General features: G+C 58.5%; 13 protein-coding genes. 10 read left to right on the top strand and 3 right to left on the bottom strand.

Annotated elements, in window-relative coordinates; genetic code table 11:
• Positions 1–25 precede the first annotated feature (25 nt).
• The 3 genes from EOS_RS38280 to EOS_RS38270 all read right to left on the bottom strand — a co-directional run bounded on the left by EOS_RS38280 (position 26) and on the right by EOS_RS38270 (position 2,729).
• Positions 26–1,360: a glutamine synthetase family protein gene (locus EOS_RS38280; protein ID WP_047897414.1), complete on the bottom strand. Its 1,335-nt coding sequence runs from the start codon at positions 1,358–1,360 to the stop codon at positions 26–28.
• Positions 1,361–1,370: 10 nt separating this feature from the next.
• Complete coding sequence (locus tag EOS_RS38275) at positions 1,371–2,180, bottom strand: gamma-glutamyl-gamma-aminobutyrate hydrolase family protein (RefSeq protein WP_047897413.1); 810 nt, start codon at positions 2,178–2,180, stop codon at positions 1,371–1,373.
• Positions 2,181–2,501: 321 nt separating this feature from the next.
• A complete protein-coding gene (locus EOS_RS38270; protein WP_082163679.1) occupies positions 2,502–2,729 on the bottom strand; it encodes a hypothetical protein in 228 nt (75 codons plus the stop codon).
• 421 nt (positions 2,730–3,150) lie between these two features.
• Here EOS_RS38270 and EOS_RS38265 point away from each other — a divergent pair, with 421 nt between their 5' ends.
• From EOS_RS38265 to EOS_RS38220, 10 genes are all read left to right on the top strand, one after another.
• Complete coding sequence (locus EOS_RS38265; RefSeq protein WP_047897412.1) at positions 3,151–3,702, top strand: cupin domain-containing protein; 552 nt, start codon at positions 3,151–3,153, stop codon at positions 3,700–3,702.
• A gap of 61 nt (positions 3,703–3,763) precedes the next feature.
• Positions 3,764–5,257 (top strand): aldehyde dehydrogenase, encoded by a 1,494-nt coding sequence (locus EOS_RS38260; protein WP_047897411.1) that lies wholly within the window; start codon positions 3,764–3,766, stop codon positions 5,255–5,257.
• Positions 5,258–5,384: 127 nt separating this feature from the next.
• Positions 5,385–6,347 carry an agmatinase gene (speB, locus tag EOS_RS38255; RefSeq protein WP_047897450.1) on the top strand — a complete coding sequence of 321 codons (963 nt, stop codon included), beginning with the start codon at positions 5,385–5,387 and terminating at the stop codon, positions 6,345–6,347.
• A 177-nt stretch (positions 6,348–6,524) separates the two neighbouring features.
• Positions 6,525–7,373 carry an ABC transporter ATP-binding protein gene (locus EOS_RS38250; protein WP_268760392.1) on the top strand — a complete coding sequence of 283 codons (849 nt, stop codon included), beginning with the start codon at positions 6,525–6,527 and terminating at the stop codon, positions 7,371–7,373.
• Positions 7,374–7,901: 528 nt separating this feature from the next.
• Positions 7,902–8,897, top strand: a complete 996-nt coding sequence (locus EOS_RS38245) for a YncE family protein (RefSeq protein WP_047897410.1) — start codon at positions 7,902–7,904, stop codon at positions 8,895–8,897.
• A 262-nt stretch (positions 8,898–9,159) separates the two neighbouring features.
• Positions 9,160–9,882, top strand: a complete 723-nt coding sequence (locus EOS_RS38240) for an FCD domain-containing protein (protein WP_047897409.1) — start codon at positions 9,160–9,162, stop codon at positions 9,880–9,882.
• A gap of 241 nt (positions 9,883–10,123) precedes the next feature.
• Positions 10,124–11,044 (top strand): substrate-binding domain-containing protein, encoded by a 921-nt coding sequence (locus EOS_RS38235; protein WP_235443097.1) that lies wholly within the window; start codon positions 10,124–10,126, stop codon positions 11,042–11,044.
• Positions 11,045–11,081: 37 nt separating this feature from the next.
• Positions 11,082–12,092, top strand: a complete 1,011-nt coding sequence (locus EOS_RS38230) for a tripartite tricarboxylate transporter substrate binding protein (protein ID WP_235443096.1) — start codon at positions 11,082–11,084, stop codon at positions 12,090–12,092.
• A 70-nt stretch (positions 12,093–12,162) separates the two neighbouring features.
• Positions 12,163–12,543, top strand: coding sequence for a VOC family protein (locus EOS_RS38225; RefSeq protein ID WP_047897407.1), 381 nt, complete (start codon positions 12,163–12,165; stop codon positions 12,541–12,543).
• A 72-nt stretch (positions 12,544–12,615) separates the two neighbouring features.
• Positions 12,616–13,125, top strand: coding sequence for a tripartite tricarboxylate transporter TctB family protein (locus EOS_RS38220; protein WP_047897406.1), 510 nt, complete (start codon positions 12,616–12,618; stop codon positions 13,123–13,125).
• Positions 13,126–13,134: the final 9 nt, after the last annotated feature.

Raw genomic sequence — 13,134 nt, 5'->3', positions numbered from 1 at the left:
ATCTCCTTGGTTTTAAGTGCTGCGCTTAGACGTGCAGCAACAGATGTCTGCGTTCCCACGAACTGATGACGCGGAAGAAAGCTTCGTATTCGGTTTCCTTGAGCGCCAGATATGCCCTCACGAATTTTTCGCCGAGCATGTCGTTGAGCGGCTCGCAGGCGCCCATCAGCGAGAGCCCTTCTTCAAGATTGCGCGGCAGTTGATACGGCAATTCGTAGCCGTCGCTCGTGAGCGGTTCGGTGGGTTGAAGCTGCTGCGTCATGCCGAGATAACCTGCCGCAAGCGTCGCTGCAATCGCGAGATACGGATTGCAGTCCACGCCGGGAATGCGGTTCTCGACACGCCGTGCCGCAGGTCCCGAATGCGGAATGCGGAAGCCGACCGTGCGGTTGTCATAGCCCCACTGGACGTTGATCGGCGCGGCCATGAAGCGCGACAAACGACGATACGAGTTGATGTACGGCGCAAAGATCGGCATCAGGGCGGGCGTGTATTTCTGCAGCCCGGCGATATACCCGTGGAACAGGGCGGTCGGCTCGCCATTGGCACCGGTGAACAGGTTGCTCCCCGTTTCCGCATCGACCAGGCTTTGATGCACATGCATCGCGGAGCCCGGCTCGTTCTCCATGGGCTTGGCCATGAAGGTCGCGTACATCTTGTGCCGCAATGCGGCTTCACGCACCGTGCGTTTGAAAAGGAAGACGCGGTCCGCTAGGTTGAGCGGATCGCCGTGCATGAAGTTGATCTCCATCTGCGCGGCACCTACTTCATGAATCAGCGTGTCCACTTCCAGTTCTTGCACGTCGCAGTATTCGTAGATGTCTTCGAAGAGCGGGTCGAACTCGTTGACCGCTTCGATGGAATACGCCTGACGTCCCGTTTCTGGCCGGCCGGTCCGGCCGACCGGTGGCTTCAACGGAAGATCAGGGTCTATGTTCATGTCGACCAGGAAGAACTCCAGTTCGGGGGCTACAACCGGTTTCCAACCCTTCTTCGCGTACTTGTCCAGAACCTGCCGCAAGACATGGCGCGGCGAGATGGCGACCGGCGTGCCGTCGAAGTGAACGCAATCGTGGATCACTTGGGCGGTCGGGTCGACGGCCCACGGAATCAGGCGGATGGTGGACGGGTCGGGCACGCAGACCATGTCGGGATCGGTGACGCCGGTCAGGCTGCCGTCTTCGGGATAGTCGCCGGTGACCGTCTGGATCATCACGGCTTGTGGCAGTCGCATTGACTCGCCGGACTGGAACTTGTTGCGCGGAATGATTTTGCCGCGTGCCGTACCGGCCATGTCGGGGATGATGGCTTCGATCTCGGTAATGCGGTGTTTCTTCAAAAACTCGTCGATATCATGCATTTCATTTTCCTCAGTGTTGCGCGGGCAGGTTGGTGGTTGTCTCAAGGGGAGACACGCTCACCGAATCGCCCTTGATGCGCATTCGATCGCGGCACGCGTTGCCAAAGGCTTTAAAGATCGCCGTCGATAACGCGTCGTCCGCGTGTTTCCATTCCGGGTGCCATTGCAGTCCCAGCGCGAACGCGCTTGCGCCTTTCACGCTGATTGCTTCCACGAGTCCATCGGGCGCGACGGCTTCGACCGCGAGGCCGTCGCCAAGCCGCTCGATGCCCTGGCCGTGCAGTGAATTGACGTGAGCCTCGGACAGGCCGCTATATCTATGGAGCAAACCGCCGGAGACAATTCGTAGCGGGTGCGCAGGGCCGTATTGCAGGTCCAGCGCGTGTTCCTTGTTTTCACGGTGGTCGGCATACCCCTGCACCGTGTGAACGCTCTGATACAGCGTGCCGCCGAAGACCACGTTCATCTCCTGGAAACCACGGCAAATGGCGAGCACGGGCACGCCACGCTCGATCGCTGCACGCATGAGCGGCAGCGTGGTGGCGTCGCGCGCCGCGTCATGAAGGGTGCCGGGCGCGCTCGGATGGCCGCCATAAATATGCGGCTCCACGTTTGAATAACTGCCCGTGAAGAGCAGGCCGTCGACAACAGAAAGAATGTCTTCGATGTTCTGACGCGCGCCCAGTGCCGGCAACAGTATGGCGAGCGCCTCCGCCCCATCCACAATGGCCGCGATATATTTCTCGCCGACCGTGTGCGATGGATGCGAACCCGACATCGTTCTATCTGCGCTTATGCCGATTACAGGAGTATTTCGCATGGCTGACAAAATGATTTTAAAACTATGGCTAGTGCGATTTCATCGGGCAGCAGCGCACCCTGGCTTGGCGTTTATGCGCAAAACCAATTCAGTGCACTTCAGGCGCAGCGTATTAACGTGATACTGGATATAACGCTGCCGCGATGTGGCGAAAACAAAAGCGCTGTTCGATAAACACGAGACGCACGTTTCCCCGCGCGCAATGCCTGAAAAGCAAACGCGTACTGAAACTCAAGTCTCAAGTCGAGCGCGAGCGCACGCAGTCAGCGCGCAGATAACGCCCAACAGGAAAATCGAACAGCGAAATGACGAAGGAGGGCGCTAGGGGAGCAGGGACGCAACCTCGACGCAATGCACGGCGATGAAGGCGCGTGCGGCGACCGAGTTGTGGCGTCGCACCGAGCGACGGGAGAGGATGGTAAAGACGGACAGGAAACGGCGATCGACAAGCTTGCCGCTGCTACTGTCGGAGATGGAGCGATCAGCGACGCGATGAAAGATCGCGTCCTGATTTCTGCTCCACCTGACCAACGGGCCACGGACTCTCACGATTATCTCTTCTTGAGTGTTGAAAATTCTAAACATCTCGCCGGCCAAAACATCGGACATCCGTTGTTCGATCCAGTTTTACTTCAGCGTCGAATCCTGACACTTTGCTTACTGTTTCGTATTGCGTACTGTCGGTCTGCTTGGCTGTTATTCAGGATATACGAGACAAAAACGCCGTCAAACCTTTTTTTGATGAGTTTCTTATGCGACTTATTAGGGTCGTTTACGGTTGCTAAATTAAATGGGATCGGCCTAGAATATTTTTTCTCGTATTCATCTAGGTGTTTCTCCGGACAGCGGAAAATGCCGGGTGACTAGAATATTCAACGGCTAGGTCGTTTGCGGAAGTTGATTCATAGGGGTGTTCACAAGACACCCGAACCTTTTCCGTTTCTTTCGCTTCCATCCAGAGACTGCACCCATGTCCGTAGAAGTGGCTACGCGCCTTCAATACATTCGCAAGCATCACGGGCTCTCGCAGCGTGAACTTGCCAAACGTGCTGGCGTAACCAACGGAACCATCTCGTTGATCGAACAGAACCGAGTGAGTCCTTCGGTCGGATCGCTTAAGAAACTACTGGAAAGCATTCCGATGACGCTCGCGGAGTTCTTTACGTTCGACCTCGAGTCAAACCGCGGGGTCGTGTCGCGCCGTGCGGAGATGCCGAACCTGGGCAACGATGTCATCGAGTTCTATCTCGCGGGCGCCGGTGTGAAAGACCGCAACATGTGCATCATGCGCGAGGTCTATCAACCGCTCGCGGACACCGGTCCGGAAAGCTTGCAGCATACGGGGCACGAAGGCGGGGTGGTGGTGTCGGGCCAGCTCGAACTGACTGTCGAGAACACGACCTGGCTGCTCGACCCAGGAGACAGCTACTATTTCGAAAGCCGCTTTGCACATCGCTTCCGCAACCCTAGCGCTGATCAGGTATGCGAAGTGATATCGGCTAATTCACCGCCCAGTTTCTGACGCTCCGCTCGCTTAAAGTGCCGGGACGTCCTCACCAGTATGAAAAAATGAAGGTATCCTCATGGAAAAGAAATCCCTGGAATATTGGCAGAACCTGGCTGCGTCGCTGCATATTGAAGGGCGGGCGTTCATCGACGGCGAGTATCGTGATGCGGCGTCCGGCAACACCTTTGATTGCGTGAATCCAAGCGACGGCACGCTGCTTGCGAAGATTGCCGACAGCGGCGAGGCCGACGTCAACGCAGCCGTCGCTGCGGCACGCCATGCTTTCGAAACACGTGTGTGGGCAGGACTTAATCCGCGTAAGCGCAAATCGATCCTGCTGCGCTGGGCGGGCTTGATTCGCGCGCACATGGACGAACTTGCGCTGCTTGAGACGCTCGACGCAGGCAAGCCCATCAGCGATACAACCAGCGTCGACGTACCCGGCGCCGCGTATTGCGTCGAGTGGTTTGCGGAAGCCATCGACAAGGTCGGCGGTGAAGTGGTGCCGAGCGATCACCATCTCGTCGGGCTCGTCACGAGGGAGCCTATTGGCGTCGTGGCCGCGGTGGTGCCGTGGAATTTTCCGATCCTGATGGCATCGTGGAAATTCGCGCCTGCGCTGGCTGCAGGTAACAGCGTCGTGCTCAAGCCGTCGGAGAAATCGCCGCTCGCGGCAATTCGTCTTGGGCAACTCGCGCTCGAAGCGGGTATTCCCGCGGGCGTGTTCAACGTGGTGCCGGGCGCCGGCGGGCCGGGCAAGTTGCTCGCGCTGCACGAAGACGTGGACTGTCTCGCGTTCACCGGCTCGACCAACGTCGGCAAGCTGATCATGCAATACGCGGGGCAGTCGAACCTCAAGCGTGTATGGCTCGAACTCGGTGGCAAGTCACCTAACATCGTGATGGCTGATTGTGCCGACCTCGACCGTGCCGCGAACTCGGCTGCCGGCGCTATTTTCTACAACATGGGCGAGATGTGCACGGCGGGTTCGCGTCTGCTTGTGCAGCGCGAGATCAAGGACAAGTTTCTCGACAAAGTGGTCGCGGCCGCGCGCGCCTACAAGCCGGGCAATCCGCTCGATCCGGTGACCTCGATGGGCGCGATCATCGACGAAGTACAACTCGAACGCGTGCTCGGATATATCGAGGCAGGGCGCAAGGAAGCGAAGCTGCTGCTGGGTGGCGAGCGCGTGGATCAGGCGAGCGGGGGGTATTACATCGAGCCGACCATCTTCGACATCACTTCGTCCGATGCGAAGATCGCACGCGAGGAAATTTTCGGGCCGGTGCTGTCGGTGATTACCTTCGATACTGCTGAGGAAGCGGTCAGGATCGCTAACGATAGCGACTATGGACTTGGCGCCGCCGTCTGGACCTCGGATCTCACGACCGCTCATGAAATGTCGCGAAGCCTCCGGGCCGGTACTGTCTGGGTTAACTGCTACGACGAAGGGGGAGACATGAACTTCCCGTTCGGCGGTTATAAGCAATCGGGCAACGGCCGCGACAAGTCGTTGCACGCGCTGGAGAAGTACACCGAGTTGAAGTCGACTCTGGTGCGGCTGCGCTAAAGGATTCGCAAGCCAGCGCGACGGGTACCGCCCGGGTGCCCGTCGCGTTCCCAATGAATCCGTCGTCCGCTTTGGCGTACCAACCTGACCCATGCGCCATTGCGGTCTGTTCCACAACAAGGCAATCATGACTGAACGCCACCTTGGCGACGGCGCCATCCGTCGCTCGTCGCTGTACGGTTCTTCCACTGAAAATACTTATGCCGGCGCGCTGTCGTTCATGCGCCGTAATTACACGCGCGTGCTTGACGGCGTTGATGTGGTTGTCTCCGGCATACCGCTCGATCTCGCCACTACCTTCCGTCCAGGTGCACGCTTCGGACCGGCCGCGGTCCGCGCAGCGAGCGTGCAGCTTGCCGAACTCAACCCGTACCCGTGGGGTTTCAACCCCTTCGACGATCTCGCCGTGACCGACTATGGCGACTGCTGGTTCGACGCGCACAATCCGCTCACGATCAAGCCCGCGATAGTCGAGCACGCACGCACGATCCTGCGATCGGACGCCCGGATGCTCACGTTCGGCGGCGATCATTTCATCACGTATCCGCTGTTGATCGCGCACGTGGAGAAGTTTGGCAAGCCTCTCTCGCTGATCCACTTCGATGCCCATTGCGACACCTGGGCCGACGATAGCCCCGAGAGCCTGAACCACGGTTCGATGTTCTACAAGGCGGTGAAGGACGGCTTGATCGACCCTGCCCATTCGGTGCAGGTGGGCATCCGCACCTGGAATGACGATTTCCTCGGGATGAACATCCTGGATGCGGCATGGGTTCATGATCATGGCCCGCGCGCGGCGATCGAGCGCATTGTCTCTATCGTGGGGGAACGTCCTGCGTATCTGACGTTTGATATCGATTGCCTCGATCCCGCGTTCGCGCCAGGCACGGGCACGCCGGTGGCGGGCGGGCTGTCGTCGGCGCAAGCGCTGGCGATCGTGCGTGGGCTCGGTGCGGTGGATATTGTCGGCGCGGACGTGGTGGAGGTCGCGCCCGCGTACGATCATGCTGACATCACTGCTATCGCCGCCGCGCATCTCGCGTGTGATCTGCTGTGTTTGTGGCGTGAAAAAAAGGTGAGACTGCTCTGATGCAATTCGCGAGGGCGTGTCGATTGAAGGGTCACGGTGACCGATTTGATCGCCAGCGATAAGCAAAGTCAGAGGGTAGGGACGGTCTGTTCGCGGACCGTCCCTACAGCAATCCGAGCATCGTGGACATAAAGCTAGCCAACACCGGCGAGATCTCAACCGGTTGAACGCTTGCCGGTGGAACGGCGGGAGATCGGCATGGTGTTCCAGAACTATGCGTTGTTCCCGAATATGAACGTCGCGGACAACGTCGCGTTCGGATTGTCGGTGCGGCATGTCGACAAGAGCGAGATCAAGCGGCGGGTGGGGGAGGTGCTGGATCTGGTGCAACTCGGCCGCATGCATGGACGCCGCATTCATCAATTATCCGGTGGCCAGCGCCAGCGGGTCGCGCTGACCCGCGCGATTGTCACGCGGCCCCGCGTATTGCTGCTCGACGAACCGCTGAGCGCGCTGGACAAGTCGCTGCGCGTGGACATGCAGGTTGAATTGCGCCGCATCCAGCGCGATGTCGCGATCACCACGGTATTCGTCACGCATGATCAGGAAGAAGCGCTTACGCTAAGCGATCGTGTAGGTATCCTACGCGATGGCCGGATGATCCAGGAGGGTAAGGCACGGGAACTCTACGATCAGCCGCCGAGCGAATTCGCTGCGAATTTTCTCGGTGATGCGAACATTCTCAATGGACGACTGGAGACGGGCGGCATGCGCATCGACGACGTCAACCTGATTCGTTTTGGGTCGCGTTCCACGGCGTCCAATCAGACAAAGTGTGCGGTTCGTCCGGAGAAAATCGCTCTCGAGCGTGCGGCAGGCGGGCCGATTCCGAGTGCGAGTGCGAATAACCGGCTGACGGCACAGGTCGTCCATCACGTTTTTGCGGGTATCAACACGACCTATATGCTCGACTGGTGCGGTCAGCGGCTCAAGGTCCATGTGCAAAACTCCGGCGATGACCTGATTCCAGTCGACTCGAAAGTGACATTGAGTTGGTCACCCGACAGCACGATCCTGGTTCACTAGTAAACGGTTGGAACAAGTTGCGCGGTGGTGCTGCGGAGAAAAAAGACCCGACTAGCGGTCATTTGCATCGTCGGGTCAAACGGGGTAGCGCCGCCCGTGGAACGCAGGCGACGCACTTCGTTAACAGCCCGGCGCTGGATAAATTCCTTCCAGACAAAACTCGAGTGCCACTCGGCGGCGTGGTACCTACTACGCGAGCGAGTCGCGGCTCAAGGCCTCTGCCGGCGATCACCGGCAACAGGTCGAGTCGCTAGACGATCGCACCTGCCGGCTGTGTGGCGGTTGAAGCGCTCGAACGCTAAGCGTAACCACCTATTCGTCAACTGTTGACAGTTTGCAGATTGCGACGATAATTCAGTCTGTCAACACTTAACAGTTTGCAATTAGAGACATGCGTGGTCCTTAACTCCTGCGGGCCTGGGCTGTATCCGTACAAAATCGCCGTCCCATGCGTCAAGACGCGCCGGGCGTCCCTCCGCTTTGCCGCTTGGGGGATCTCGATTCACGCTACTAGATAATAGGAATCACATGAAGACCTTCAAGCCTGCGCGATCGATTCGCTTAATGGTGGTCAGCGTGCTCGCACTAGCAGGTATAGCAAGCGCTAATGCCCAATCTCATTACAGTTTGATCAAAATCATCGATCTTCCCGGACAGGGTGGTCACGGCGATTGGGTTACGTACGACGAACAAACAAACACGGTATGGATTGGCCAGGCACCCGCGCATAATGTCATTGTCATAGATGCCGAAAAGCTGGCGGTCAAAGCAACGATTTCAGGTGTTCAGGAAGCTAATGGGATCGATATCGGTGACACTTATGCCTTCGTCTCCGATGCTAAAAGCAATACCCTGGTGGTGATCGACAAAAGAACTTTCGAGAAAGTGGCAACGATTAATTCGGGAGGGGAGGCGCCGGATGGCGTGAGCGTCGACGGACAAACGGGCAAGGTTTTTGTAGCGAACGACGACACAGACAACGAAGTTTTGTTCGATGGCAAACCGCCGTTTGCACAAGTCAGTACCGTGACCTTGAAGCCGCATCCCGCGAGACACGGGCCGGACGTAGGCTTGTATGTAGCGCAATTCGATCGGCTTTATCAACCAGTCGACAACATGATCGACGTTATCAATCCAAATACTAACCAGATCGAAGCTGTATGGGATCTGGGAGTCAAGACCGACGCCAAGCCTATGGTCTATGACGACAAGACAAAGCACCTCTTAATAGGAACTCGGGATCAGAAGATGTTAACAGTTGATCCCGCGACTGGAGAACTCGTTAATACCATGCCGTTCAAAGGTGGCGATGTTGATCAAACTGCGATCGATGTCATTGCGCGGCGAGCTTTTATGGGCGATAAATCTGGTAACGTCGAAGTTGTGGATCTTGATAGCAATTCCATAATCGACCATATTGCATCTGAGAAAAACGCACATACATTGACCGTTGATCCGAAAACTCATAGAGTTTTTATATACTTTAATGTCAGCAATAAGGTGGCGGTCTTTCAGCCGACTTGAGTGCCGATGATTAAACGAATTTAATTGCCCATTGACGAGCAAGCAGGAACGGAAGTGGAGCGGAAAGTCTCGATCAGCGAAGAATGCCGAATTGAAGGCGTTCGAAAGTAAAGGTAATAAGTGCGACGCATCGAACCCGATTGTTCTGATCAACTGCAGAATGCAGGAGACAGTTCGAGGTCGGAGCGGGGGCAATCGGATCGCAAACGAAATGGATGTGAGAAGTGTTGACAGTTTGCAATGTGCAATCTATTCTTGATGCATGAAAACCGATTACAGCACCTCTACCGTCACCGTCGCGGAACTTCAATCGCATACCCTCACCGGGGTGGTGCAACACGAGATCGAAAAAATGATCTTACGTGGCGAGCTGATACCTGGACAGCGCCTGAATGAGAAGCTTGTGGCCGACAAGCTGTCGGTCAGCCGCGGACCGGTGCGCGAAGCCTGCCGGGCGCTTGCGGAACTGGGTCTTGTGTACCTGATCCCGAACCGCGGTGTGTTCATCAAGCGGTTGACCAAGAGCGATGCGATTGAAGTCTACGATCTGCGCGCGGGCCTGATCGGACTGTCGGCGTCGTTGCTGGCGCCGATCCTGTCCACGCAGAGCGCGGCGAAGCTGGATGGATTCGTAGAAGAGATGGAGGACGCGGCCGAGAAGGGCGATTTCTCCCGCTTCGATCCCGTCAACCTCGAGTTTCACGACTTCATCGTCCGCTCGACCGAGAACACGCGACTGATCAAGCTGTATCGTGGCCTGGTGAAAGAATTCCATCTCTTTCGCACGTACGGGCTGGTGCAGCGCGGGGCATTGCTGCAATCGAATCGCGAGCATCGCGAGATCGTCGCGGCGCTGAAGTCAAAGGACGCGGAGTTGAGCTACAAAGCGAGTTTCAGTCATGTCGCACACGGCAAGGCGCGCATGCTGATGGCCCTCGACGGGCTCACGAAGGAGGGGAGCGCAGTTGCCGGCGACCTGAAATGAGCGGCACGGTCGTTTAGTGCGTCACGACTGGCCGATGAAGATCGGGATGTAATCAGAAACGACCGACTGTGATCGGTCGGCCTAGATATTACGGTGTACGAATCGTATTGGACGAGCACGCCTGGCAGCAATGGCCAGGGCGCCATGAAAAGAGGCTACCGGAGGGTTCGCCAATACCATGCTTGAGATTTCGTTAGCATGCCAAATCACGGACCGGACGCGAGCGTTGGTCGACGGTAGCGTGTCAATTGGGGGATGCAGGATCAACTTCATTCACGGTCCTGCGGAGGAGCTGTTTCAAAGGGCGTTCCGCCATGAGGAATTCGACGTCGCGGAACTTTCGCTCGGCACGCACCTGCTGACCACAGCGCGCGGCCAGAGTTACTACATCGGTGTGCCGGCTTTCGTGTCGCGCTCGTTCCGGCATTCGGCCATTTACGTGCGCTCGGACCGAGGCATCGACTCAGCGGAGGCGTTGCGCGGCCGGCGGATTGGAGTTCCTGACTTCCAGCAGACGGCGGGTGTCTGGGTGCGCGGTTTTCTCGACGACGAGCACGGTGTACGCACCCGTGACGTCCACTGGCTCACAGGCGGTCTCGAGCAGGCCGGGCGTGAGGTGCGCATGCCGCTCGACCTGCCGGCAGACATCAGCATAGTGCCGATTGCCCGGACCGCCACGTTGTCGAACCTGCTCGACGCTGGTGACATCGATGCGATCATTGCGCCCAAGCCGCCGTCGTGCTTTGGCCGTAACGAACGCGTGCGGCGGTTGTTCCCCGATTTCCGCGAGGCTGAAGAGGCGTATTTTACGAAGACGCGATTGTTCCCGCCGATGCACACTATCGGCATACGGCGCACGCTCGTAGAAAAGCACCCGTGGCTGCCGGTGAACGTTTTCGCAGCCTTCCTGAAAGCAAAGGAAGCTGCCATGACCGAACTGTCGATCACCGACACGCTGCGCATCACCCATCCGTGGATCAACGCTGAGATTGAACGGGTAAAGGTGCTGATGGGCGAGGACTACTGGCGCTACGGCGTAGAAGAGAACCGTCACGACCTGAGCGCGCTACAACGCTACGCCCGGACCGACGGGTTGATCAGAGAAGACGTACCGCTGGACCAGCTGTTTGCCGCGACCACGTTTGACGGCTTCAATTTTTGAGTCTGGCGAAAACACAAAATAATCAGGAGACGATGTGATGGGTAAGTCCAGTATCAGAAGCGCGAAACTACGCGGCGCGGTGCTGCTGTCGTGCACCGTACTGCTGTGCATGCAGACGCTCACCGCGAATGCGGCCGACACATGGCAACCGCACCGCCCGATCGAGATCGTCGTGCCGAGCGCGCCGGGCGGCGGGCTCGATCTCGTCGGCCGCACGCTGCAAAGCGTGATCCAGCAGGACAAGCTGTCGAGCAAGCCGGTGACGGTGATCAACCGTCCGGGCGGTGGCGGTACGGTCGGTATTGCGTACATCAATTCGCACTCCGGCGACGGCCACTACGTGAGTGTGCAGGCGCTGCCGCTCATCACGAACCGTGTCACGGGCTTGAGCACGGTCGGCGTCGACGACGTCACGCCGCTCGCCGTGTTTGTGACCGAGCCGGTGGTGTTCGCGGTCGCGGCGGACGGACCGATCAAAAACGGCAAGGATCTAGTTGCGATGCTGCACAAGGACCCATCGGCGGTGAGCATGGCGGTGTCGAGTTCGCCGGGCGGCCAGAGTCACGCTGCCGCCGCGCTCGTCCTGAAGGCTGTCGGGCAGGACCCGAAGAAGCTGAAGATCGTCTTCTTCGATTCGGGCGGCGAGGCAGTCACTTCGCTGATGGGCGGACACGTCACGGCCAGCGCGACGCCGGCTGGCGTCGTGCTGGGGCCGAGTCAGGCGGGGCGCGTCAAGATGATCGGGATTCCTTCGGATGTGCGACAGGCAGGCGATCTCGCCAACGTGCCGACGTGGAAGGAGCAGGGCGTCGACGCCGAGTTCAGCACGTGGCGCGTACTCGTCGGGCCGAAGGATATGACGGCCGCCGAGATTGCCTGGTGGGATGACGTCCTGAAGAAAGCCACAGCGTCGCCCGAATGGGCCGCGGCGGTAAAGCGCAACCTCTGGACCGCCGACTACAAGGATAGCGCCGACACTAAGGTCTTTCTCGCGGGTGAGCAGAAGCGGCTCACGTCGCTGCTCACCGACCTCGGCCTCGCGAAGTAACCGGGTAACAGAAGCATCCAGGTAGTAGCTGATTTTTTCCACTGTAGCAATCAACGCCATGGAGATCCATATGTCACGCATCGTCCACCTCGCCGTCAAAGTCAACGATCTCGAAGAGGCGACCAAGTTTTACTCCGAAGTATTCGGCTTCACGGAAGTGAAGACGGGCCGCAATCGCGAGCACATCTCGCGCCACATGACCGACGGCCATATCGACTTCACGCTGATGAAGTACGACAGCGAGGATTCGCACGAAGCCACCCTCGCCGGCGAAGGGCCGCGCCTGCACCACTGGGGTGTGACCGTCGACGACCAGGAACTTGCTGCCGAGAAGATCAAGCAGTACGGTGGCACGATCCTCTCGCAGAAGGGCGAAGGCGCGCTCAAGTTTCGCGCACCGGACGGCACCATCGCCGAGGTCGTCAAGCCGGGCCGGTACAACGAGAAGTAGGCCGGATCAGCCAGAGCCGGCGACCTGCGCAAAGATCGCGTGCGCCGGCGTGCAGAACGCTAGGGAGGAGACATGAAAAGCTTAAGAGGTGACGCGCAGCTTGCTATTGGCGTCATCGTGCTTGCGTGCGTCTATCTGTACATGGACATGCGGCTGCCCGAAATGCGCCTGGGCGACCCGCTCGGGCCCAAGGCCTTTCCGACGCTCGTCGGCATTGGACTGATCGCGTCCGCGCTGTTGCTGCTGATCGAACGGCGCCACAAGGTGCGCATCGATCCGCTGTCCGCAGCCAAGGCTGCACCGCCTCACGACGAACCTGGCACCAACCCGGGCGACGGCGTGAAGCATTCGCCGTTGGTTCTCGTCGGCATGGTCATGTGGACGGCGCTCTACTATTTCTGCTTCGTGCGCGTGGGCTACCTGATTGCGACTACGGTTTTCCTGCTGGGTCTTCTGACCTATTTCAACCGCAAACGCTATAAGACGAACATCGCAGTCGCGCTCGGTTTCACGCTCGTCTTCGATCTGCTTTTTTCCCTGGTGCTGGGCGTTCCGATGCCTGCCGGCTTGTTATCGATCTGACGCGGAGCG

Origin of the sequence: Caballeronia mineralivorans PML1(12) (genome assembly GCF_001028175.1) — a bacterium.
Lineage (GTDB): Bacteria > Pseudomonadota > Gammaproteobacteria > Burkholderiales > Burkholderiaceae > Caballeronia > Caballeronia mineralivorans.
This window is presented reverse-complemented; position numbering and strand designations above follow the sequence as displayed.

Bases quoted from the DNA above. Each gene is read 5' to 3' on its own strand.
- EOS_RS38280 (WP_047897414.1), bottom strand. From the start codon at position 1,360: ATGCATGATATCGACGAGTTTTTGAAGAAACACCGCATTACCGAGATC.
- EOS_RS38275 (WP_047897413.1), bottom strand. From the start codon at position 2,180: ATGCGAAATACTCCTGTAATCGGCATAAGCGCAGATAGAACGATGTCG.
- EOS_RS38265 (WP_047897412.1), top strand. From the start codon at position 3,151: ATGTCCGTAGAAGTGGCTACGCGCCTTCAATACATTCGCAAGCATCAC.
- EOS_RS38260 (WP_047897411.1), top strand. From the start codon at position 3,764: ATGGAAAAGAAATCCCTGGAATATTGGCAGAACCTGGCTGCGTCGCTG.
- speB (WP_047897450.1), top strand. From the start codon at position 5,385: ATGACTGAACGCCACCTTGGCGACGGCGCCATCCGTCGCTCGTCGCTG.
- EOS_RS38245 (WP_047897410.1), top strand. From the start codon at position 7,902: ATGAAGACCTTCAAGCCTGCGCGATCGATTCGCTTAATGGTGGTCAGC.
- EOS_RS38240 (WP_047897409.1), top strand. From the start codon at position 9,160: ATGAAAACCGATTACAGCACCTCTACCGTCACCGTCGCGGAACTTCAA.
- EOS_RS38230 (WP_235443096.1), top strand. From the start codon at position 11,082: ATGGGTAAGTCCAGTATCAGAAGCGCGAAACTACGCGGCGCGGTGCTG.
- EOS_RS38225 (WP_047897407.1), top strand. From the start codon at position 12,163: ATGTCACGCATCGTCCACCTCGCCGTCAAAGTCAACGATCTCGAAGAG.
- EOS_RS38220 (WP_047897406.1), top strand. From the start codon at position 12,616: ATGAAAAGCTTAAGAGGTGACGCGCAGCTTGCTATTGGCGTCATCGTG.